This window comes from Halomonas sp. ML-15 (genome assembly GCF_014779595.1).
Lineage (GTDB): Bacteria > Pseudomonadota > Gammaproteobacteria > Pseudomonadales > Halomonadaceae > Franzmannia.
In genome coordinates, this window is record NZ_JACXZT010000019.1 from 431228 (window position 1) to 453934 (window position 22707).

At 55.1% G+C, this 22707-nt stretch carries 22 protein-coding genes and 3 pseudogenes; 6 read left to right on the forward strand and 19 right to left on the reverse strand.

What is annotated here, in order from left to right:
* Nucleotides 1-6: 6 nt before the first annotated feature.
* The 15 genes and pseudogenes from IEI94_RS13605 to IEI94_RS13675 all read right to left on the reverse strand — a co-directional run bounded on the left by IEI94_RS13605 (nt 7) and on the right by IEI94_RS13675 (nt 12090).
* The gene (locus tag IEI94_RS13605) at nt 7-495 is read right to left on the reverse strand and encodes an SRPBCC family protein (protein ID WP_191167845.1); all 489 of its coding nucleotides are present in this window, start codon (nt 493-495) and stop codon (nt 7-9) included.
* A gap of 295 nt (nt 496-790) precedes the next feature.
* Nucleotides 791-1027: a helix-hairpin-helix domain-containing protein gene (locus tag IEI94_RS13610; RefSeq protein WP_191167846.1), complete on the reverse strand. Its 237-nt coding sequence runs from the start codon at nt 1025-1027 to the stop codon at nt 791-793.
* 109 nt (nt 1028-1136) lie between these two features.
* Nucleotides 1137-1751 carry a SagB/ThcOx family dehydrogenase gene (locus tag IEI94_RS13615; RefSeq protein WP_191167847.1) on the reverse strand — a complete coding sequence of 205 codons (615 nt, stop codon included), beginning with the start codon at nt 1749-1751 and terminating at the stop codon, nt 1137-1139.
* Between the two features lie 93 nt (nt 1752-1844).
* Entirely contained in the window at nt 1845-2159 is a 315-nt protein-coding gene (locus IEI94_RS13620; protein ID WP_191167848.1) for an NIPSNAP family protein, read from the reverse strand.
* A gap of 74 nt (nt 2160-2233) precedes the next feature.
* Entirely contained in the window at nt 2234-2884 is a 651-nt protein-coding gene (locus tag IEI94_RS13625) for a glutathione S-transferase family protein (protein ID WP_191167849.1), read from the reverse strand.
* A 68-nt stretch (nt 2885-2952) separates the two neighbouring features.
* Entirely contained in the window at nt 2953-3354 is a 402-nt protein-coding gene (locus tag IEI94_RS13630; protein ID WP_191169589.1) for a GNAT family N-acetyltransferase, read from the reverse strand.
* Between the two features lie 340 nt (nt 3355-3694).
* Nucleotides 3695-4042 (reverse strand): DUF3024 domain-containing protein, encoded by a 348-nt coding sequence (locus IEI94_RS13635; RefSeq protein ID WP_191167850.1) that lies wholly within the window; start codon nt 4040-4042, stop codon nt 3695-3697.
* Nucleotides 4043-4222: 180 nt separating this feature from the next.
* Nucleotides 4223-4801, reverse strand: coding sequence for a hypothetical protein (locus IEI94_RS13640; RefSeq protein WP_191167851.1), 579 nt, complete (start codon nt 4799-4801; stop codon nt 4223-4225).
* 933 nt (nt 4802-5734) lie between these two features.
* Nucleotides 5735-5974, reverse strand: a complete 240-nt coding sequence (locus IEI94_RS13650) for a hypothetical protein (RefSeq protein ID WP_191167852.1) — start codon at nt 5972-5974, stop codon at nt 5735-5737.
* Nucleotides 5975-5992: 18 nt separating this feature from the next.
* Nucleotides 5993-7942 carry a hypothetical protein gene (locus tag IEI94_RS13655; protein ID WP_191167853.1) on the reverse strand — a complete coding sequence of 650 codons (1950 nt, stop codon included), beginning with the start codon at nt 7940-7942 and terminating at the stop codon, nt 5993-5995.
* Nucleotides 7943-8150: 208 nt separating this feature from the next.
* Nucleotides 8151-8381: pseudogene (locus IEI94_RS22640) on the reverse strand (integrase core domain-containing protein); the annotation flags it as partial.
* 632 nt (nt 8382-9013) lie between these two features.
* On the reverse strand, nt 9014-9733 hold the full coding sequence (locus IEI94_RS13660; RefSeq protein WP_191167854.1) for a hypothetical protein: 720 nt from the start codon (nt 9731-9733) through the stop codon (nt 9014-9016).
* A 140-nt stretch (nt 9734-9873) separates the two neighbouring features.
* Nucleotides 9874-10110 carry a helix-hairpin-helix domain-containing protein gene (locus tag IEI94_RS13665; protein ID WP_191167855.1) on the reverse strand — a complete coding sequence of 79 codons (237 nt, stop codon included), beginning with the start codon at nt 10108-10110 and terminating at the stop codon, nt 9874-9876.
* Nucleotides 10111-10195: 85 nt separating this feature from the next.
* Nucleotides 10196-11119 (reverse strand): phage exclusion protein Lit family protein, encoded by a 924-nt coding sequence (locus IEI94_RS13670; RefSeq protein ID WP_191167856.1) that lies wholly within the window; start codon nt 11117-11119, stop codon nt 10196-10198.
* A gap of 110 nt (nt 11120-11229) precedes the next feature.
* Nucleotides 11230-12090: a hypothetical protein gene (locus IEI94_RS13675; RefSeq protein ID WP_191167857.1), complete on the reverse strand. Its 861-nt coding sequence runs from the start codon at nt 12088-12090 to the stop codon at nt 11230-11232.
* A gap of 217 nt (nt 12091-12307) precedes the next feature.
* Here IEI94_RS13675 and IEI94_RS22645 point away from each other — a divergent pair, with 217 nt between their 5' ends.
* Both IEI94_RS22645 and IEI94_RS22650 read left to right on the forward strand, forming a co-directional pair.
* Nucleotides 12308-12577, forward strand: a complete 270-nt coding sequence (locus tag IEI94_RS22645) for a site-specific integrase (protein WP_224750134.1) — start codon at nt 12308-12310, stop codon at nt 12575-12577.
* 84 nt (nt 12578-12661) lie between these two features.
* Nucleotides 12662-12790: pseudogene (locus IEI94_RS22650) on the forward strand (tyrosine-type recombinase/integrase); the annotation flags it as partial.
* A 237-nt stretch (nt 12791-13027) separates the two neighbouring features.
* Here IEI94_RS22650 and IEI94_RS13685 read toward each other — a convergent pair.
* Both IEI94_RS13685 and IEI94_RS13690 read right to left on the reverse strand, forming a co-directional pair.
* Nucleotides 13028-13648 (reverse strand): LysE family translocator, encoded by a 621-nt coding sequence (locus IEI94_RS13685; RefSeq protein WP_191167858.1) that lies wholly within the window; start codon nt 13646-13648, stop codon nt 13028-13030.
* Nucleotides 13645-14814, reverse strand: a complete 1170-nt coding sequence (locus tag IEI94_RS13690; RefSeq protein WP_191167859.1) for an MFS transporter — start codon at nt 14812-14814, stop codon at nt 13645-13647. Before IEI94_RS13690 ends, IEI94_RS13685 begins: the two co-directional genes overlap by 4 nt.
* A gap of 153 nt (nt 14815-14967) precedes the next feature.
* On the opposite strand from IEI94_RS13690, the gene IEI94_RS13695 reads away from it, so the two are divergent.
* Complete coding sequence (locus tag IEI94_RS13695) at nt 14968-16365, forward strand: PLP-dependent aminotransferase family protein (RefSeq protein ID WP_191167860.1); 1398 nt, start codon at nt 14968-14970, stop codon at nt 16363-16365.
* A 73-nt stretch (nt 16366-16438) separates the two neighbouring features.
* Here the strand turns inward: IEI94_RS13695 and IEI94_RS13700 are convergent, their stop codons facing one another.
* Complete coding sequence (locus IEI94_RS13700) at nt 16439-18151, reverse strand: thiamine pyrophosphate-dependent enzyme (protein WP_191167861.1); 1713 nt, start codon at nt 18149-18151, stop codon at nt 16439-16441.
* Nucleotides 18152-18402: 251 nt separating this feature from the next.
* On the opposite strand from IEI94_RS13700, the pseudogene IEI94_RS13705 reads away from it, so the two are divergent.
* Nucleotides 18403-19380, forward strand: a pseudogene (locus IEI94_RS13705) (patatin-like phospholipase family protein); the annotation flags it as partial.
* Nucleotides 19381-19423: 43 nt separating this feature from the next.
* On the opposite strand, the gene IEI94_RS13710 reads toward IEI94_RS13705, so the two are convergent.
* Nucleotides 19424-20422, reverse strand: a complete 999-nt coding sequence (locus IEI94_RS13710) for a nucleoside recognition domain-containing protein (protein ID WP_224750137.1) — start codon at nt 20420-20422, stop codon at nt 19424-19426.
* An 87-nt stretch (nt 20423-20509) separates the two neighbouring features.
* On the opposite strand from IEI94_RS13710, the gene IEI94_RS13715 reads away from it, so the two are divergent.
* The gene (locus IEI94_RS13715) at nt 20510-21007 is read left to right on the forward strand and encodes an Lrp/AsnC family transcriptional regulator (RefSeq protein ID WP_224750138.1); all 498 of its coding nucleotides are present in this window, start codon (nt 20510-20512) and stop codon (nt 21005-21007) included.
* A 231-nt stretch (nt 21008-21238) separates the two neighbouring features.
* Nucleotides 21239-22648 (forward strand): PhoH family protein, encoded by a 1410-nt coding sequence (locus tag IEI94_RS13720; protein WP_191167862.1) that lies wholly within the window; start codon nt 21239-21241, stop codon nt 22646-22648.
* Nucleotides 22649-22707: the final 59 nt, after the last annotated feature.

Genomic DNA, 22707 nt, shown 5'->3' on the forward strand with positions numbered 1-22707 from the left:
GAAGTGTTATAAATTATTTTCAACTTGTATCTTTAGTTCAGACTGATAATTATTAGCAAATTCTTCCAAATCGATAAACAGCGCATTAATGACACGAAAAAATGGATTAGCTATGGACACAGACTCTGTAGATCTGAACCGTGTAACACTTTCATCTTCAGTCAGCTCTGCAACATAAGTTCCATTCACAGCACCGGAAAACGCCATCTCAAGTAAACGTGGTGGATCGGCGTGCATGATTTCAAATTCAATTGGCGCCCCGCTCTTTGGGTACTCAACAAATCGGGACGAATCAATAATCTCTACCCGATCTATACCACTTCTCCATAAAGGTTGATCTTCCCAAGATGTCATAACAGACCATACTTTTTCGGCAGAAGCGTTAATTGATGTCTCAACAACGACCTCATTTTTCTCTGGCAATGACTTACCTACAAAATAGGTCACTCCAACCAATGTGGCAATAAAACCAATGATTGAAAGTGCGATTCTCATTTTACCACGTCCTCCTGACAGTTAGCGTAATCGGCATACTTTGGAGTGCCAACGGAGAGTCGGTCAGTGTTGACGCTGATATTCTGCAGCGTCTGTCCACTACTCATTTCCAGCCTGGCACGCCCCAAGCTTGCTTGATTCAGTGACGAACTTCCCGCGCTTTCACCATATCAGATACTCTCTTGAATGCGTTTGTTGAGCAACATTCAATCTGGCACAACGTCTAACTCAGCCCCGGTTTGGACGGCAGCGGAAACCGCTACTATTCCCCAATGAAATGATCATACGCCAACACCTAAAAACCTTGCCTCGCCCTTTCTATTGCAGACTTGACCGCCGATAAGGCTTGAGGACTATTCTTCCAACAGGTGGTTCTAAGCATAGACGCAACTCTTTCAGCAATTTCTTGCGGCTCATAGTTTGCTAACTCGGTGAAAGAATCTATACCTATTTCCTCAAAGCGCTTAACTACTGTTGGTCCAACCCCCTTCACTTCGAGTAAAGCGGTCCTTTCTGATTCACTGAACGCCATACCTGAATTCCTTAAGCCACGTAACGCGGACCGCACCGCTGGTCTTTACGGAGCGGATCGGCGTAAAGGAGATCCGCATGTCGTGTGTTGTCATGCACTGTTAGACATCCTACCGCTGACCGATACACAGCAGTGCAGCAGGTTCCAAGTCTAAAGGCAACCTCAATGTTTTCTTCGCCTTTGAATCATCGAATCCTGCCACTAGAACACAACCAACTCCGAGAGCAGTACTCTGGAGATGGACGTTTTGTGCTAAAGCCCCCATTTCCATATATACATAGCGAGCACCGCGCACTCCCTGCGGGGGCTGAGATTCAAAGCGCTGAACCGCCTCTCCAAGGTTCGCGGCAACCCCGATGATGAGAGCCGCTTCTTTTAACCATGGTTGGTCGCCAATCCCTAGCTCTTTCAGTGCCCTTTCCGAAACACGGCCACCAATTAGCTTTAACGAATGGCTATCAGCCTGATACTCATAGGTACCCGGCTCAAGTTCCGCTACACGCTGCACCAAGATTGTTAGACGCAGCGGGTATAACCCTCCTGCCGATGGTGTTGCTCTTTTGTGGTCTAGCCCTGTTACTCCTTGTGCCGACCAAAGCAATTGAGACACAACACTTATAGGTAACGGTGCATCCGTATACTCCCTCACGCTGCGCCGAGCCTCGATACAGCTAACCAGCGACTCAGAGTTTTTCAATTCTGGTGCAGGTAACTGGAAGATCATGCGATTGCTCCCTATACATAACGCTTGCAACATGCACGCCCGCGGAATGGAACCGAAGGCGCAATGTAGTGGGCGTCGCCGTGCGTGGCCTGGCTAGACGCTGCCCTCAAGAACGGGCCGGAAGAAGCTCCGCTCATAACTGAGAATGCAGCGAGTATCTTCCGCATACTTGAAGGCCGCTTGACATTCCGGGTCGTCAAATGATTCCAATCGATACTGCTCATAAGCTGCGAAACTAGGGAAGGTAAAAAGTGCAAGTGCCACATTATTCGCGCCCTCCGAGGGAAGAAAGTACCCATGATGCTGGCCACCAAACTTCTCGACGAGCGGAATCCATAGCTTTGCGTAGTACTCAAACTCTTTGAGCTGGTATGGATCGATGATATAGCGCAGATAGCAGGTTAGCATATTGCTCCTTGTCTTATCCGTAAACGGATGGCCTCAATTTCGATGCATCTAACGCTGGAGCCGAGCCGCGGCCATCAGGCCGCCGGCTCCGGTGGCTTGTTCGATGTGTCTTGCTGCAGAGCATCATCCATGCTCACGTAACCCGGCTGATTCCCCACCCGCTCAATCCAGGCCCGCACTGCAGGATACGGATCCAGGTCAAAACCGCCTTCATGCGCGACATGGGTATACGCGAAGAGACCAATATCAGCAATCGTGTAGTGCCCCGTGACAAGGAATGAGTGATGCTCCAAGTGCTGTTCCATTACCCCCAGGGCTGCATAACCGGGGGCCATCTTCTCTTGCAGCGCCTGTTTATAATGTTCGGGACGACCGAGGAACCGGATGATGTAGCGCGCCACAGCGATATACGGCTCATGGCTGTACTGCTCGAAGAAGAGCCACTGCAGCACCTGAGACCGCTCGTACCGGTCGACTGGCAAAAAGGGCGAGCCTTCAGCCAAATAGTGAAGAATCGCGTTCGACTCCGATAGGTACTGCCCTCGCCCCAACTCCAGCAACGGTATTTTTCCGTTGGGGTTCCTAGCAAGAAAGTCCGCTGAGCGTGTCTCGCCCTCCAGCGCACTGAGTTGCACCCACTCATGTTCACAGCCAAGCTGCAGCAGGAGGAGCTTGACCTTGTAGCAATTTCCGGATGTAAGGTCACCGTACACTTTTATCGACATGCTATTTCCTTGTCACCGAACGCTTTTAGCAGGGACACGACGTCAGGAGCGTCGCTTGCCTACACGTGCTAGGCGCGCTCATCACTAATATATCTTGTCATGAAAACACTATTTGGGTCTTCGGCATAGCTACCAAACGGCTCGCATATCTTGAACCCGAAGGCTGAGTATAGCTTCCTTGCGGGTTCGAAGAACTCCATTGAACCAGTCTCAAGACTAAGTCGACTGTACCCACGCTTTTTAGCCTCAAGTATAATGTAGCTTAGAATTCTGGATGCCATACCTTTTCGCAAATAGGGCCGTGCGGTTCTCATCGATTTAATCTCTGCATGCTCCTCTGACAGATGCTTCAACGCCCCAACACCCACGAGATCTTTACCGTCCCACATAGACCAAAACATGATGTCAGGTCCACGCAATCCATCCAGATCAAGCGCGTGCCGACTCTCAGGCGGAGCCGTTGGCGCCATTGACTCAAGATGCTCGCGTATTAACGCGACAACTTGTGGACTTTCCAAATTATCAAGCCTTATTTCCACAGCTGCCTCCTGACCAAACGCATAACGAGGATTTATAAAAACCTCGCCCCTATTTCCGATGGCGCTCCTAAGTAATATCTGGGTGTATTTTCGATTATGAGTGAACCGGATTCTAAAGATAACCCCTGTTTTTAGTTTATTTAATTATCAATTCGACTCGAGAAAGACCTTCGCCCTTTTCCTACAGCCTCAACGCGTTCCTTCAGCCAGCAGCGGCGAAGCGCAACGGAGCCGCTGTCGGATGCAAGGCATGGTTATGTGGTTGGCCCCCTCACCCAAAGAAACACGCATATTCATCGGCCTCCACCACTGCCAGAAAATTGTCTATTGAGCGAACACTTGGCTGTGGCTCGTATCTGTGCCATTTTAGATCTGCCCGCTGCCAGTAGATCTTCCAACTACGATTCGATCTTACGTATGTCGCCTTTGCGATAGGAATTTCTATGCAATCCGATGGGTTATCCCATTGGGGCCTTACCTCGAAAATCTCAACGCTCTGACCCGTGATCCTGTGACCAAGATCAAGCTGATCTCGCAGATGCGCAGGCGGACGACGGCGCGCCATGAATCCACCCAGCGCTTTTTCGATTTTTTTGTGCTCAATCTCGCTTAGCGCCATTACACCCTCATAAGCATGAATGTTAACGAAGCTGTAGAAAAACCCGATTCCGAGCCCTCCCCACCGCCTGTTTTCTGATTTTGTGTACCGCCCAGCAAACGGACAATTTTCTTGGCCAAGGAGCCTAGCTGACTATTTCGGCTCCTCAATGATGTCAAAGGCACTCACCACCACAGGAGATTACCTGAGGTCAAGAACGGTGATTGGTGCCGCCCCCAGTTCGACCACTTCTTCATAGTAACGTAACTCGGACACGCCATTGGAGAAGTACCACTCTCCTCTTGAGGAATATTCCTGCTCTGGCTCAGATTCGAGCGTTTCTTCAAAGTACCAGCTCACATCTTCGATAATACGACCTTCAGCCTCATCTACTTTTGCGTCCATTAAACCCGGCCGAGTTACATAGCCCTTCAACATGCCTAGATCCTCAGATCTGTAACCCAATGATGGATTGGCAAAGCTAACATGTGAAAAACGCTTACCATCGCTGAGAAAATACACATGAAGCAACCTTTCATGACCTCCTAAATCTGACAAATTGCACTCCACACGGATGAGCCTCTGTGGGTCATAAGCATATTCTGCCGATGGAAAAGTGTACTCTTCAATAACAGGTGCAGCTTTGTTAGCATAATACTCTGGGCATTTTTCTTCATCAAAAATAGCTTCAAAAAGCGCTGTTATATCAGTCTCAACATCTTGAGCATAAGCAGGTATAGTGAGAGCAGTAAAGGTCATATATAGAATAGCCAGTCGCACACTTTTTCTCCTTGTCATATCCTAGCCCGGATTTCTCACTGGGCATAAAAGGAATCGTATGAAATTGTTAATCTTTCAGGACCGTACACCAAAACCAACGCCAACAGCCGCTTCCAAAATGGTACCTGAAAAGCTGACCTTCTCGCCACTCTCACGCCGCTAAATTGAAGCCGATTTCTCCGGTGCCACATTACGTTGGACGCCGGATTGCTCCTGCTTCGTGAAGTCGATAAACAGCGTCGCCTGACACGCCGCTAGGCCAAAATGCTTCATGCCCCCTGTCATCATCCGCAATACGCGCCGCATCCGAGTCCTCATGAGTGACAGCTACCCCTAAAAAGCAGCGCTATCCGATCTCGTCAGACGGCTGGTGTCAATCTGAATGCTCGGGCAGCACCGGCCCGGCACAATGGGGGAAAGAGGGCAGTGTGTCTGAACGACGGGAAGTGGTTAAAAAGCAGGCAGTATAAGTGGAGCCAATAGGTGTTTAGCAGCATGAAAGCCTGAGCGGGGTAGTGGCTGAGGTGCTATGAGAAATCCGGGCTAACGCCCCAAGCAGGGAAATATTACAGCCGCCTTGGTTTATTAACTGCCATTGCCATGGCCCCCAGCTTTAGTTATCAGCAATAGCTGGTGTATGCTTTCAAAGCACCTACCTCCAGGCCACAGCACATCAACTTGATCGTTCGGCATCTCAAAGGGGGGCTCGACGATCTGTCCTACACCTATACCGCGGCCCCAAGAGTCAAAGTCATTCGGCTGCCAAGTCAGCGGATTTTTCTTTACGCATTCCCCAACTTTGAATTCCATAAATCAGCTCGGATACTAAGCAACAAATTAACGCCTTGAATAAACCACCAACTTATAGCGACAGCGAAAAGTTGGCTTTCCTTCATTCACTTGTTAAGGGACTATTTCAAAATAAACCGTTCTTCACTTACATGGGATAAAGATGCAAGCAACGACACGGTGCCGCTGATAGCCACTCACATCGGCCCGGTGAATGTAGTAGTAAAAATCGAATGCGGCACCACTCGTAACTGCTTGAGAGAATGTCCCACCATCAAGGTCGAGCTCTGCTGCAAAATCAAGTTTTGATATTCGTTCCCAGCCCTCATTTTCTACAGCATCAACGCCGCCAACAGTTACCGAGCTCAGCGAAGTCCAGCGCACTTAGGCGCCTACTCAGGCTCACTGAACCTTAAAAGCATGAGTAGCTAGTTCAAAGTCGAATTCATAGTCAACAAGCGTGGTCGCACCTTTGTACCAAATCTCGACGCTTTCCGGCTGACCATGAAAGTAATAAACATCCACCGGCGTTCGTTGTGGCAGATGATTGAAATAGGTTCGTTTCGTGATTTCTGCCAGGTAGCCCTGGCTGTCCTTGACGAAAACCTGATTTCTACGTTCAGTGCGATCATCACGCACCTCTGCCATTTCCCGTGGCTCAAACACAGCATAGTCGATAATTAACTGGTTGCCGTTCAGTGTGATACCTGCCGGAAGCTCATCTCTGGAAAAACTGTCCTTAATCAGATTCGGCGCAACAATCATCGGTAACGTGCCTTTGATGCGCACTGGAGTCTCGGTGAATCGGTCAGGACTATAGTCCAGCCGTCCAAACATGCGTGGGTATACAATACTTAGCCCTCTGTCTCCCGGCTTGTATTCAAAGGCAACCACCTCACTTTCGATCTCGCTCGCCTCACGCGCTTCAACCCGCTCACCCTGAGCATCATAAAAATCGAATGTACCGAGCACATGCAGGGCTCCTGCGCGGTCCTCTTTCTTCATAAAAAGATCGCTTTGCACTGGTGGATAGAACCAGCCAATCTGCCCTGAGTGTTCCCGATCCGGGTCCAACCCTTCACCCTCTTCATGCCACTGGCTCATTCTTATCCGCTCTTGCATCAGTGCGTCATCGAGCTCAACAATAGGTAGTCTGTGTTCGTCACGGGTACTATACACCGGCGCCGTGGGCGGAATTTCAGGTAAAGCGTCCAAATTTCCGTCATTAATCTTCAGCGGATGCGCGAAGTTGTGCACGGGCAACTCCAGTTCATGGCTCACCGATTCGCTCCCCTCGGTATAAACCATCAGGGTAATGCGTGCCTTGTCGACAATGCCATTGAACGAGCGGCCCAAGAATAACTTACGGCCCTGCTCCTCACGCAGGGTATCGCGTAGCGCTTCAAGTTCGCTACGTGCCTCTTCCTCGTCCAGGGTCCCCTGTTCCGCCCGTTGGAAGAGGTCTTCCAACACCTCATCTATGCGTTGAGGGCGGCTCGTCGGTGCCCGTTCAGTTGCGCGCCAGGCAATATAATTGCCATGGTTATCGACTGCTTCGGCAAGGATATCCCTATTACCAAAGTTCATAGGTGTGCCTTCCTCGGCATCCACCTCTATCACATAGCGCCCATTTTCGAACTCCAGCAGAGTCACTAAATACCCCCCCCGCTCAGCTGTTTTACCCACATCATCAGCAGTGAATTCAAACTCAAGAAAATGGTTTGGCAAGTCCGCATGAAATACACCAGTTACTTTTAGTGGCTGCGGATCGTTGGCAGTAAAGGGCGCCTTGAAACAAAAACTCTCACCAGCGTACACAACATCGGCGGTTTCCCGCTGCTGGTTCGCAACCTCTGGGATCTCTATCGTGCGGCCGTCCTCAAATGTCATCTGCGGAAAGTCCAAATAATGACGAAATGGAAATTCAAACCCCTGACTCAATTTAAAACCATGGTGATCTGAATACCCCATGCACTGGGGGTGGTCGTAGCTACTTAACGCTAGCAAACTCTGCACATAAGTGTCCGTCAAATCATCAAGGCCTGCATAGTCCTCCAGTCGCAGCAACCATGGCTGAGTGTACTTAAATTGGTCGGGCCCCATATGGAAAGGAATAAGATTCAACATACTGTAGTAGTTTCCGCTTTGTTCTTGCCACAGTAGTTGGGCCAACGCTTTATCTTCAATGTCCTCTAAAATCGCAGTGCGGGCTTTATGGGCGGCTTTCAACTGATCAAACTTCGCTTTCACGCCAAGCCCTTCCTGGTCTATATCCTGCTCTCCTGCACAACCGATGATAAACATGATACTGGTTAACACACTAGAAAGCGTAACCAACTTTAACATTTCCATCTTTGTCGACGCCTTACCTATTATATTCTCAACACCTGATCTGCTACTACTTTCGTTTACAGGTTAGCTTAGTGTATATTAACTAAGAATAATGAGCGCTTTTGAGCCACCAAACCACTTAGCAGCGGCGCCCTCATGAATGAGTTGAATATCAAATGTATAATATTTAGTGGTCAAGCGTGATTGGCCACTGAGTTTTGAGCATTAATTATTTTATTCCTGCCACATTCGGCGGCAGCTCATCGTTATGCTTGTGCGGTCTGAGGCTGCTATAGTAACCGATAATGTAATCCGTGATAGATCACTTCGCCGCAGCAACATCGGAATAGCCTATCTCTGGCATCCACTTCGACTTCAAACTCCTGAAAAAGCGTTCTGTCAGAGCGTTATCCCAGCATTTTCTACGGCGACAGAGACTTTGCCTCATCTGGTAAGTCCAATCATAGACTAGGAGTGTCTACTGCACAGGGGGAAGTCCACCACCCGCGTGACGCGACTTGTTATGTTCTGGGCAGCTTAGAGACTCGAATTGCATCTGAAAGCCCTCTCTCAAAAGCTGGCCAATCTTCAGATTCTTTGCGCCCATGGAACATATAAACACTTCCACTGAAATCTTCGTAATCCAGAATTGTTGCACTCACGGGGAGCAAAAAGCCAATTTCATTGAATAGCAATAGACTGGATATGATGAAAGCAAAAACAGCAACCAACACTGTCAAAGGGGAAGAAGACAGAATGACCACCACAACCGACACTATAAGCCAGAATATAGACTTCTTTATATTCGCTATAGTGGAATGAGGGCGTCCACGCCAGTGATCTAACTCGGGTGACATTTCATTCAATGGATATCTATCGTGAACTAGCGTTCGTAGCCCCTTCTTCCAAAACAAGTAAAAGTACTCATCATCAAATGAATATCTATATTTAGCTCTAAATTTCGCCACCTCAATGACTCGAGTCCTCAACTAAGCCTCCTCATAAAACATAACGTTAAACTCACCGGTGGCAATGGAGCGTGAGCGGAATTGGTATCCGGTGCAGTGAATGGTTGGGCGGCTAATTGCCCCCTCACAGTGCATTCACCCTCCACGCTCGCAGGATGTCATCCCCAGTTGATGAGCTGTACTCCAAGTGCTGACCTTCGTCGACCATTCGTGAGTATCGCCCGGATAGATTGCGGCCTGAATCCTCGGAGATAGGTTCCGCCATCCCCCCAGCGCTAACTTGAAAATATTTTGTATGGCTGTTTCTGAACCTATCCTTGTAACTTACAACCATATAAACATCAACGTGAGACGTTATGGATTTTTCCGCATTCGACGCGTACAAAGCCTCGAACTCACGCTTTGAGCTGTCCATCTCCTTTAGAGGTTTAGTGCAGTGAATTACGAGCTCTCCTTGCGTCGCACTGCTCGCATACGAAAGAAGTGAGAAATACCCCCGGAGGGGTAACAACGCAGTCTTTAGCTCGATATTTGAATTTGGTTCCTGTCCAACCCTCAACAACTGAAGCTCCCGTATACTCAAAAACGCAATCGGCTCCACTCGTACATCGTACGCACTTCCTGACAGGTTTCTTGTAGTTAGCTTCCAGCTTTCTTCTCCACAGCGCTCACCGCCCATGGTGATGTTCGCAGCTATTTGGGGGAGGTATGGAAGCTTTGTCAACTCATAGGACTTATAAGCCAACCAAGCCTGTGATGCAGCTACAACAACTGCCATGATCCCAAGCAAGATAGCTACGACCGTCTCGAAGTACACCTTGTTCGTTTCCAGGAATTGCTTCATTTAATCCTCGGTGAATACGCCACACGTCAATGGCCCGCTGTCCAACGCCGCCAGCACGCGCGGCTTTGTAGTGGAGGCGGAGCCGCAACGAAAACGCCGTCGCTGTGACTAGCCTGGTTATGGGTGGCTCTAATGAAACACTAAAGGCCCTGTTTTGCTCTAGAAATAGCGGCCTCAACTGCCGACAACGCTTGAGGGCTGTTTTTCCAGCAGGTGGTTCTCAGCATTGAAGCCACCATTTCAGCAATATCTTTCGCATTGTGATCCGAAAGCTTACTGAAGGAATCGATACCGATTTCCTCAAAGCGCTTCAGTACTGTAGGCCCAACACCTTTAATTTCCAATAAAGCGGATCTTTCGGGTTCAGAGAACGCCACTACTTACCTCCTTTTGAGCACATAACGCCCTGCTCACCGGTAAATTGCGAGCGCAGCGAGTAATTTATCCGCGTGCAGCAATTAGTTAGATGCCTTCTTCTAGCGCCTTGATTGCTGCCATTGCCAACTGCTTATAAGTAACAACCATCTGAGCAGGAAAGACAATTTTCATGTGTTTCAATAAAGCTATGGCGATCGAAGCAAAATATAACCAGTAAAAATCATTTTCCTCTAGCTGAATTTTCCCGAGAGCGGCAGACCAACGGTCGTGAACCGCAGGATGAGTTGCCGTTCCACCTAAGTTATGAGGGGGAGTAGCAACAGCAAGGAAGGCACTCCCAAGCGCTATAGAAATTGACCTTTTCATGCGTACCTGATCTTCTGGGTAGCCACTCTTGGCTGAATAGTCCTGTATTTTTGAGAGCATCATCTCTGAGGCAAAGGAGTCGCACTCAAGTTCTTCACATAATCTGTCTTCGGGAGCGTTTCCTTCCGATTCAAAAATGACGTGTTTCAGCTCGTGCAGAAAAACATATGCCGTAGCCATGAGCACAAGGTCGTACACAGCAGCTTGCTCTGTATCTTTTGGCTTTCCTTCTTCAGGCTTAGGTATTCCAGCTGGCCAAGTGAAATCATATTCGCTTTCAGCGGAATTTAGTCCTTTAATGATCTCTATTATTTTAGAAAAGCGCTCATTCTCCTCTTTCTGCTCCGGCAACCCGTCAATTTCGTCAAGGTCAAGCTTTAAGCCTCGGCACTTTACAAGAAAGATGACGCCTGAGAAGGAGTGAAGTGCGTATAGCCCAGCAAAACCGAACAACCAAAGCTGCTCTAAGGATCTTTGCGTAAACTGAATTGCGCCATAAGCACCTGCATCAAGATTGAAGCCACTTTTGTCACCAACCCTACGAAATTGAGCGGAGTGTATATCAATGAGGTCGAGCACTTCATCAAGACGCTCTGGAACCACGCCCTCAAACAATTTTGTTAACTCGTCATTCTCGCTCACTTCCGATCCTATTCATCTAATGCCCGTCGCAGCGGGAAAATTGCAGTGAGGAACGAACGGGAATTTGATCCGCCTGCCGCCGCTTGTTAGGCATGTTCCTTACTCTGCTTCTAAGGATAGAAGCCCAGTTCGCCGTGCAACGACTGCAAGTTCGGATCGACCTGATTTGAAGGAACTTCACATACAGATCGCTCACAAAGCTGCTCTATACAGTTCACAATTTGAAGAATTAAAACAAGTAGATGCGGAAGGCTCAGGCACCATAATGACTCATTCTTCTTAATGTTTCTATACTTGAAAGGTCCTATAACTAGATTATTCATATTCTTGTTGGCAAACCCATTGTTGTGTAGGGAGTTCCGAATTAGCGTGAGGTACTCAAACGACTTCTGGAACGTCACCAACCCGTCGCTTGTCTCTACGAGAGCATCGACACTTCCTGACATGCTTTCGGGTAGGTGAGATTGAATCTCAGACAGTATTTGGTGTTTCGTCGATCCTGACGTTTCCATAGAAAAATGGCCTAGCAACGCCTCAAAATCGCTAACTTTGTTCTGTCCTTTGTGTTCGATTCCGTGAATTTTTAACATTTGAGACACAAAGTAATCGAAGGCAAAGTAGACTGAGTCTAAATAGCCAACCCGGTTCTGGATCTCTCGTAGGTTGGCAGCATGTTTAATTGCGAACTCTCTTTCGTAGCCATGATCAAGAATAATCCGTTCGTATTGATTGCATAACTCAACGCTTGCAACAATGTTTTGCTCATACCAAATGGTTGCACTTTCAACTCGAAACAACACCATTGGCCTTACGTCGACTCCAGTGTACTTTTCGGATTCAATCCACTCTGTCGCGTACTTGAGACCTGAAAATCTAGAAAACAGTATCGATAACCATTCCCTAGCACCATAGCTCTTTCCAGCCAACTCCAATGAATTGACGGACTCAACTAGTTCTTGCAGGTTTTTCATGATTAATGCCTAACAGTGATTGGACTGCACGTCCTGATATTGGATGAACATACCCGCGTGTTCAACAATGTTGCCGAGCAAATATTTCTTCCCCTAACCTATTGATTTCACAAGAAGCTAAGCATAATTCGGCCACCTATGCAGGATTCGCGCGCTTGCGCGTTTTGCCGGAACCAATAATACTGTATGCATGTCCATATAACGAGGAAGCTGCCGTATGGATACGCACAACAAACCGCCTAAGCTAATGGACCGGGTGAAGGCCGCCATGCGCGTGAAGCGCTACAGCCCACGTACCGAGAAGACCTATTGCTACTGGATACGCCTCTTCATTCGCTTCCATGGCGTGCGTCATCCTGCCAGCATGGGAGCTTCCGAAGTCAGGGTTTTTCTGGAACACCTTGCGGTGGAACGCCATGTGGCAGCGGCCACTCAGAATCAGGCTCTGAATGCTCTCGTCTTTCTCTATCGCCATATCCTAGAGTAGCCATTGGGAGAAATCGGCGAATTCTCACGCGCCAGGCGCCCACGCCGGCTGCCAGTGGTGCTATCCCATTAAGAAGTGATGGGCGTACTGAGCCAAGGCACGGATATTCGAACAGTACAGGAGTTGTTGGGGCACAAGAGTCCCGAGACGACGCAGATCTACACCCATGTGCTGGGTAAAGGGTTCGCCGGAGTGCGCAGTCCATTGGGTTGAGCGGTTAATGGCGTACTTTAGATACGCTACCGCCCCTACCTGGCAGCATCGATGATGCCTCGCATCATCCTGGTGCGGCAGTCCATGCGTACCCTGTTACTGCATGAGCCATCTTAAGCGGCCTTTGTTTTATCACCCTAACCGAGCGGTGTGCCAAGGGCAATTCCCACTAAGACATGAGGCTGGGCGTTAATCACGTGGGGCCGGCGTACGCATGTAGAGTTGACCGCTTTTTGATCATTCGCGACGCGACAGCAGCAGCCCTACTCCAGCACTCCCCATCAGCCCCGCGCATACTCTGTTGAACAGGCGGCGCATCGCGGGGCGCGAGAACCAGTGGCGCAGTGCTTTGCCGAAGAACGCATAGCCGGCGATGGCGACCCACTCAAGCATTAAAAACAGCACGCCTAGCACCAGGAACTGGCCCGCGACATGGCCGCTGGGGTCAACAAACTGTGGCAGGAAGGCGGTAAAGATCAGGATAGCCTTGGGGTTGCCGGCGGCCAGCAGGAACTCTTGCCTCGCCAGTTGAAACAGGCTCTTTCCGCCCAGGGCCTCACCTCCGCCGTCAATGGTGTCTGCCGTCCAGAGCTGGAAAGCCAACCAGATCAGATATAGCCCTCCCACCACCTTTATCGCCAGGAAGAGCTTTTCAGAGGTATATAACAGTGTGGCAAGCCCGGTCGCCGCCAGCGTGATCATCCCCACGAACGCCACAAGACGCCCGATTCCCGCATAGCAGGCCACTCGCACACCGTAGCGCTTCGCATTGGCCATGGAGAGCAGGTTGTTGGGGCCAGGCGCCATGTTCAGTGCAAAGCAGGCGGGTATAAAGAGCAGCACGGTCATTAAGGTCACGGTTGTTTCTCCTCCCTGAGATAGACGTTGGCATGGCCATCACGCCGGATAACGCCGAGTGTCGCGATCACCCCGGCCAGCAGCGCCAAGCCAAAGATCCCCAGCGCAGCATCATGGCCGACGGCATCGACCAGCACGCCGGTGGCGATCACCGGCACGCTGAAGCCAAGGTAGGCCATCAGGAAATAGCCGGCACTCATCCGCGACGGCTGCTGCGGTGCCAACTCGAGCACACCACTCAGCCCGCCCAGGTAGATAAAGCCATAGCAGGCGCTACTCGCCATGACGGTACCCAGCAGCACGGCCACCAAGGTGCCTTGCAAAGCCCCCCAGGCGATCAGGGCATAGGCCAGCGGCAGGATGACCAAGCCCACCTGCGTCGCCGTACGCGCCGCCAGCCGTCTGGCCCAGGGCTGGAACAGCACGCCGCAGCTGCAGACGCCGAACGTCGCAAAACCGGCCCAGCCCGATAGGCCATGCTGCGCCAAGGTCGCTGGGAGAATCGCAATCACCAGCCCTACGCTGGCCCACGCCAGCAGGATGGCCAACCCATAGCCGAAGGCGCCCGATGGGTAGGCGGGCAAGCGCAGCATCTTCGCTTGCGCCCGCCGGGGTGAAGCATCCTTTAACGTTATCACCAGCATTAATGCCAGCCAAGCGGCACCCAGATAGAGCCATAGGCCCGGGGGTGTCAGGCTTGGCGTATGCAGCACGAACAGACTGGTAAGGGCCGCACCCAGGCCAAACCCCAGTGCGGTACTGGCCGTTACCCAATTAGCCGGCCTGCGGGTGTCCTCACCGGTAAAGAAGTCACCCATGTATCCCGGGGCGACTGCCGAGGTCAGTGCCGTACCGATCCCCATTAGAAAGCGGGCAATGCCGAGGGCCACCAAGCCAGGCAGTAAGAGGGTCAAGGTCGTGGCGGCCAGGCATAGCAGCAGCGCCGTCACGATCAGCGGCTTGCGCCCTACCCTGTCGGCGAGGCCACTGAGCCCCAGCAGCACCGGAAGGATGCCCAGCACATAGCAGGCAAACGCAACGCTCGTGGCCCCCACGCCGGCCCCGCTGCGTGCGGCCAAGGCATCATACAGCGGCGCCTGCAGGTTCACTGCCGTGGTGATCATGCACAGGACAAAGGCAAGACGGATGGCACTGGTACGCGGCATGCAGAGGTTCCCTGTCGAACGAGATCAGCGGTGGTGTGGCGTCTCAGGCTCGCATCCGCATGCCGTCGCGGTAAGGTACACTTCTCCTCGGTTATCCCTGCACTGTTCCCGCTTTTTGCTGAACGGTTGGATGCAACGGAGAGTCTCCTGCCCATGAAGCTGCGCCTCGACAGCCGTTCGAGTACCCCCATGGTTCAGCAACTGGTGGACGCTATTCGGGAGTGGATCGAGCAGCATGGGGTCGCCGACGGCCAGCGGCTACCCTCCATAAGGCGCCTCTCGGCGGAGCATGGCATCAGCCGCAACGCCGTGATCGAGGCCTATGATCAGTTGGTGGCGCATGGCGTGATTCGCGCCCGACCGGGCTCCGGCTTCTATGTCGCCATTAACGCGGCCGGCGAGACGCAGACGCCCTCGGTCAGCATGGAGGATGTCACCGATGAGATGTGGCGGCTCTTCCAGGCGGATGAGGGCGACCTGAAGTTGGGATGCGGCTGGCTGCCGAACCACTGGCGGGAGGACGACGACCTGACCTATGCCATTCGTCAGGTGGCTCGTCAGGGTGGCGCGAGTCTCTTCGAGTACAGCACTCCCATGGGCACGCCGCGGCTGCGGCAACTGATTCAGGAGCGGCTGCGGCTGCTCGATATCAACACCCAGGCCAACCAGATTCTTATGACCGGCGGCGGTAGCCATTCACTGGATCTTATCGTGCGGCTGTTGCTCTCCCCCGGCGATGTGGTGTTCGTCGAGGCCCCGGGCTACTACAACCTGTTCGGCCTGCTACATCTGCAGCGCGTCACGGTGGTTGGCGTTCCCCGCCTCTGCGATGGGCCAGACACCCAACGCCTGGAGGCACTGCTCCACCGCCACCGGCCCAAGCTATTCTTCACTAACAGCGTATTCCAGAACCCTACCGGCACGACCCTGGCGCCCACCATCGCGCATCGTGTGCTGCAGTTGGCGCAACGGCATGACGTGCAGATCGTTGAGGACGATATCTATGCCGACTTTCAAGCGCAGCCAACGACACGCCTCGCCGCGCTGGATGGCTTGGAGCGGGTGATCTACCTGGGCAGTTTCTCGAAGAGCCTGTCGAGCTCATTGCGGGTGGGCTTTATCGCCAGCCAGGCACCGCTGCTGAAGCGCCTGGTCGATATCAAGATGCTCACCGCGATCTCCACCTCGCCCTTTGCCGAGCAGGTGGTGGCTACCCTGCTGGAGAACGGTAGTTACCGGAAATTGACAGAGCGGTTGAGGATAAAGCTCGCAGCGCAGCTGGCCCGGACGCTCGCGCTGGTGAAACAGGCCGGCTGGGAGGTGTTCGCCACCCCTGCTGGCGGCATGTTCCTCTGGGTTCGCCACCCCGCGGTGGAGCGCTCCTCCCAACTCGTTGAGCGAGCAGCTCAGTTAGGCATTCGCCTCTCCCCGGGGGATCTGTTCTTCCCCCACAAAGACGCCTCGCCCTGGCTGCGCCTCAATGTGGCCTATGCCAACGACCCTAGGGCGAAGCGGTTTATTGAGCAGCCATTGCTCTCCACTGGAATCTGACGCCGCACCGACAGCGAGCGGGTAACGACCCCGGCTAACACATGGGGCGCTGAGATCAGCGCCCCGTGCCAGGTCAGCGCTTGAGGAAGTTGCTCTTGACCAGATTGACCACCTCACCCATGCGCCCGTCGAGTACCGCCTTGCCGGAGTAGAGGGCGGTGGAGGCGACCTGCCCGGCTTCTACCTTGGGCGGCATCACCAGTTCCATGGGATTGACCTTCACATCCAGCAGCGCGGGCCCCGGCTGGGCGAACAGCTCGCCGAGGGCGGTGTCGAGCTCATCCTCACGCTCGACGCGCTTGCCCCACATGCCGATGGTCTCGGCCAGGCGCCCGAAATCGGGGTTGGCCAGGCCGGTGTAGGCATCCAGCAGCCCTTCCACCTTCTGCTCCAGCTCGACGAAGCCCAGCGAACTGTTGTTGTAGATCACCAGCTTGAGGGGGATCTGCTCCTGCACCAGGGTCAGCAGGTCGCCGAGCAGCATCGCCAACCCGCCGTCGCCGCACATCGCCACCACCTGGCGCTGGGGATAGGCGAGCTGAATCCCGATCGCCTGGGGGTAGGCGTTGGCCATGCTGCCGTGCTGCAGGCTGGCCAGGGTGCGGCGGCGGCCGTGGGTCTGGATATGCCGCGACATCCACACCATCGGGCTGCCGGTATCGGCGGTGAAGATGGCGTCCTGGGCGGCCAGGCGATCAATGGCCAGGGTCAGCTCCTGGGGATGGATCAGGCCGTCATCGCGGGTGTTGTGCGCCGACTTCTCCAGCGACTTGCGGTAGCTCTTGAGGCACTTGTCGAGCCAGCGGGTGCTGCTCTGCTCCTCGACCACCTCGAGCAGCGCTTCGCAGGTATCCCGGGTGCTGCCCACCAGGCCGATGTCCACCGGGTGGCGGCGACCGATCTGCGTCGGGTCGTGGTCGACCTGGATGATGGTCGCCTTGTCGGGATAGAACTGGGTCCAGGCGAAGTTGCAGCCCAGCAGCAGCAGGGTGTCGCACTCGGCCACCGCCTCGTAGCCGCCCTCCAGCCCGTACACCCCGGTCATGCCGACCTGGTAGGGGTTGTCGTGTTCGATAAAGTCCTTGGCCCGCGAGGTCCAGGCCACCGGCGCCTTGAGCTTTTCCGCCAGCGCCAGCACCTGCTCCCGGGCGTGCTCGCAGCCGGAACCGGCAAAGATCGAGATCTTGCCGCCGCGGTTGAGCTGCTTGACCGCCGGCACGAAGGACTCGGCGCTGGGCCGCAACGAATAGTCGAAGCGGTGCGCCCGGTAGGGCAGGTCCTGGGACGGCGTCTGGGTAAACAGATCGCCGGGCACGATCAGTACCGCTACGCCGCCTTTGGCCAGCGCGGTTTGCGCGGCGATGGCGGTCATGCGGCGGGCCTGCTCGGGGGAAACCAGGGTCTCGCAGAAGACGCTGTACTGCTTGAAGATCGGCGTCTGGTCGACCTCCTGTGGAAACCCGACGCCGGACTCACCGATCGGCACCTGGGAGGCGATGAATACCACTGGCGCGCCGTTGCGGTGGGCATCGAACAGGCCGTTGACGAAGTGCAGGCTGCCCGGCCCGCAGGAGCCGGCGCACAGCGCCAGCTCGCCGGTCATATAGGCCTCGCCGCCGGCGGCAAAGCCGCCCACCTCTTCATGGCGCACCGGCACCCACTGGATGTCGCTCTGGCGCAGGCTGTCGGTGAAGTGATTGAGTGTGTCACCCACCACCCCATAGCAGCGCTTGGCGCCGGCTTCCTGCAGTGTCTCGACGATAATCTCGGCGACTTTCTTGCTCATTTGCGAATCCCTCCGCGTGGTTGGCACCCCTGGGGGTGCATCTTGGGCCTGCCCTCCTTGATGGCGCAGGCGTTGCCTCCAGCCTAGGCCCTGCTGCGGGCGGGGTTCAAATTTCCTGAGCCGTTGAGCACTGGCTTGGTGGCATGAGGGAATGGCCGCTATGCTGGACGCATATTGCATCGCATCAACACCAGGGAGGCGAGATGCCAGAGACCAAAGCCATAGACCTTGCACTCTAGGGCGGCGGTGCTCACGGCGCCTTCACCTGGGGCGTGATCGACCGCCTGCTGGAAGACCCGCGCATCGAGCTGGAGGGCATCAGCGGCACCAGTGCCGGCGCCATGAACGCCGTGGTGGTGGCCGAGGGCCTGACCCGCGGCGGCGAGCAGGCTGCACGGGAGGGACTCGAGACCTTCTGGCGGGCCGTCAGCGACGCCGCCATGCACAGCCCCATCAAGCGCACCCCGCTGGACATGCTGCTCGGCAACTGGAGCCTCGACCACTCCCCCGGCTACCTGATGATGGATTTCATGAGCCGCGTGGTCTCGCCCTACCAGTTCAACCCCTTCAACCTCAATCCGCTGCGCGACCTGCTGGCCGAGCTGGTCGACTTCGAGCGCGTGCGCCGCTGCGACTCACTCAAGCTGTTCGTCTGCGCCACCGATGTGAAGAGCGGCAAACAGCGGGTGTTCCGCCGCGAGGAGATGAGCGCCGATGCAGTGATGGCCTCGGCCTGCCTGCCGTTCATGTTCCAGGCCGTGGAGATCGACGGCCGCGCCTACTGGGACGGCGGCTATGTCGGCAACCCGGCGCTGTTCCCGCTGATGGAGGAGTGCGGCTCGCGCGACATCGTCATCGTGCAGATCAACCCCATCGAGCGCGACGAGGTGCCGACCAGCGCCGCGGCCATCCTCAATCGTATGAACGAGATCACCTTCAACGCGTCGCTGATCAAGGAAGTACGCATGGCGGCGATGCTCAAGGGCCTGATCAGCGACAGCGGCATGGACATCGGCTGCTACCGCGACACCCTCTTCCACCGCATCAGCGCCGACCACGCCCTGGAAGGGCTCTCGGTGTCGAGCAAGATGAACGCCGAGTGGGCCTTTCTGTGCAAGCTGCGCGACAGCGGCCGCAAGGCCTGCGACGCCTGGCTCGACGCCTCCTTCGACGACCTCGGCCAGCGCTCCTCGCTGGATATCGACAGCGTCTATCTGCAGCAGGAGTAAGGCAGCCTTGCCGTCCCACAGCTGCCTGGCTAGAGCAGCCAACTCAGGGGTTTCGCGCCCTGTCAGGTGGCTTTCTCTCGACAAACATCCAGGTGGGCAGCTGCGCATGACGCAACCAAGGCAGCCTGGCCAGCAGGGCGATGACCACCAGTGCGAAGGCGAGTCGTGCCCATAGAATGCCGGAGAGGTCCGCCCCTAACAGCATGATCAGTAGCGTATCTTCGATCAGACTGTGGCAGAGGCCAAGGAAGCAGAGCGTTAGCACGATGTCCCGCGGGGTCAGGCGCCCCGAACGCGCCTCGCGTAGTAGTAGGCCAGCACCAAAGCTCAGCCCCAGGGTCATGCCGATCACGGTGATATTGGCCGCTGCCGGGCCGATGCCCAGTAGCCGTAACAGGGGGTAGAGCAGCTTGTGAATCAGCCGCTCCACTCTCAGCCAGCGCAGCAGCCTCAGGAAGCCCATCAGCACCAGGATCACCACGAAAATGGTCGCGAGGGTGGTAGCCTGCGCCATCCCCCAGGCCACCAATGTCGCCTCTTGTGGAGAGGGCTCCCACACCACCTGGTTCGCATGCTGGAGCCAGCCCCCCAGCGAGTAGCTCAGATGAAGCAACCAGCCAAGCAGCCAGGCACCGCCGACTCGCATCAACAGTGTTAACCACCAGGGCACGCCCGCCATGCGCGCGACCGCGCCTTCTATCGGCAGCGAATGCCCCACTGCCATCAGTGCCCCCAGCACCGTCACCTGAGCGACGGTCAATGGCGTATCCCGCGTGACCTCAAAGAAGATAACCAGGCCGGTGTAGATGTTGGTCAGCAAAGTGGCAGCCCATACCACGCTGAGTGGCTCAGGCAGCCCCAGCGGCGACATCAACGGTGAAAGCCAGTGGCCGAGCAGCTCGGTCATGCCCAGCATCTCGAGCGCCTTCACGATCAGCAGCGCCGGCACCATCACCTTGAGCAGGGTCCAATAGACCGTCCAGGCTTCTCGAAACAGCTGCTCCAGTGTGCTGAGCAGTCGAGCAGGGAGTCGTTGCGCCATGTCTGTCATGTTCCGTCAGGGAGTCAACCGCTAACGTTACGCAGCTCTCGAACAAGGCGATGGCGTTCTTGGCGTGGAACGGGAAGAATGTTGCTTTCTGAAGGCGGCGAGGGAAATTTACTGCACATGGACAGACTCGACCTGAGGATCCTCGATCAATTGCAGCACGACGCTAGCCTGACCAATCAAGCGCTTGCTGAACGCGTCGGGCTCTCCCCTTCGGCCTGCCTGAAGCGTGTGCGTCGACTGAAGGCGAGCGGCGTTATTCAACGCGAAGTCGCCATCCTGGCGCCCGACGCGTTTAGTGCCAGCCTCAATATGGTGGTGGAGGTCACCATGGCACGAGACGACAAGGCCCTCTATCGCGATTTCATTCAGCGGGTGGAAACGGCGCCCGAAGTCACCCAGTGCTACCAGGTAACCGGGGAGGTCGATTTCGTATTGATCGTCAGCGTACCCGACATGCAGGGCTATGATCGCTTCTGTGAGAGTGTGCTCTATGCCGGTGGGGGCATGCACAAGTTCCGCACGCTGATCTCGCGCAAGCGCAACAAGTTCGAGACGCGGCTGCCGTTGAACGCATAGCTCACCCGGTGCTTGGCGGCGAGGAATGACATAGCGTTGACACAAAAAGTGGCGAAGCGGGAGCTTGCGGCACATGCTAATGTCGAAAGCATAACTGTCACACTCACAGAGGAGGAACGTAGCGCACGCATCATGGAAGCGACGCTGGGCGCCAGATGACAGCCTGTCACATGACCGTAAGGTGTCACTGCCAGTGTCGACATTGCCGTCAACCAAGGAGTGCTTCCACCGATGGTACGAATCGACAAGAAGGCGACACGGCTTTACGTGCTGGACACCAATGTCCTGATTCACGATCCCGCCGCGCTCTATCAGTTCGAAGAGCACGACGTGGTCATCCCCATGACCGTCCTCGAAGAACTCGACAAGCACAAGAACGGCATCCGCGAGATCGCGCGTACCGCTCGGCAAGTCAGCCGCACCCTCTCCGACCTCACCAGCCAGGTCAGTTTCGACGAGATCCAGCAGGGCATCCCGATCCCCCGCATCAGCGGCGAGACCGGCCGCCTGCGGTTTCTCTGCTATCAGGATCTCAAGCCCCTCGACAACCTCGAGGACAGCCCCGACAACCGCATTCTCGCCGAGACCTGCCGGCTGCGCGACGAGCGCCCCGACGCCTCGGTGATCCTGGTCACCAAGGATATCAACCTGCGGGTCAAGGCCTCGGCGCTCAAGGTGCCGGTGGAGGACTACCTCAACGACCGCGCCTTCTCCGACAGCGACGCCATGATCGAGGGCACCAAGGTCTATGCCGATGCCGGACAGGACGGCGACGGGCTATGGAGCTGCCTCAACGTCGAGGTCAAGGTCGAGCGCGTCGACCACCACACCTTCTATCAGCTCAGCGGCGAGATGCCGCGCGACTGGCATGTCGGCATGCTGGTCTCGGACAGCGACAATGGCGCCGATTTCGAGGCCATCGTGCGCGAGCTGTCGCCGTCATCGGCGCGGCTGCAACTGCTCACCAACTATCGTCACCACGCGGGAGTATGGGGCGTGCATGCCCACGACAGCCGCCAGAACTTCACCCTCAACCTGTTGATGGATTCGGAGATCGACCTGGTGACCATTGCCGGCAACGCCGGCACCGGCAAGACCTTCATGACGCTGGCCGCGGCCTTCCAGCAGACCCTCGACGCCAAGCAGTTCGAACGCATCGTGTTCACCCGTGCGCCGATCCCCATGGGCGAGGACATCGGCTTTCTGCCCGGCACCGAGGAGGAGAAGATGTCGCCGTGGATGGGCGCCTTCCACGACAACATGGACAACCTGCTGCGCAGCGAGGATGGCGATACCAGCTGGGACAACGGCGCCACCCGCCAGCTGCTCGGTTCGCGGGTGCAGATCCGCTCGCCCGGCTTCATGCGCGGGCGCACCTTGAACGACACCTTCCTGATCATCGACGAGGCGCAGAACTTTACGCCCAAACAGCTCAAGGCGCTGGTCAGCCGCGCTGGCCGCAACACCAAAATCGTCTGCCTCGGCAACGTCGGCCAGATCGATACCCCCTACCTCACCGCCAACACCTGCGGCATGGCCGCAGTGGTCGAACGCTTCCGCGACTGGCCCCACGCCGGCCATGTCACCCTCAAGAGCGTCGAACGCTCACGCCTGGCGCTGGCCGCCGAAGAGCTGCTGTAACCCGCCCACCGCACAAGGCCCCGCGTGCTGGTACCGCCGGCACGCGGGGCTTGTCATTT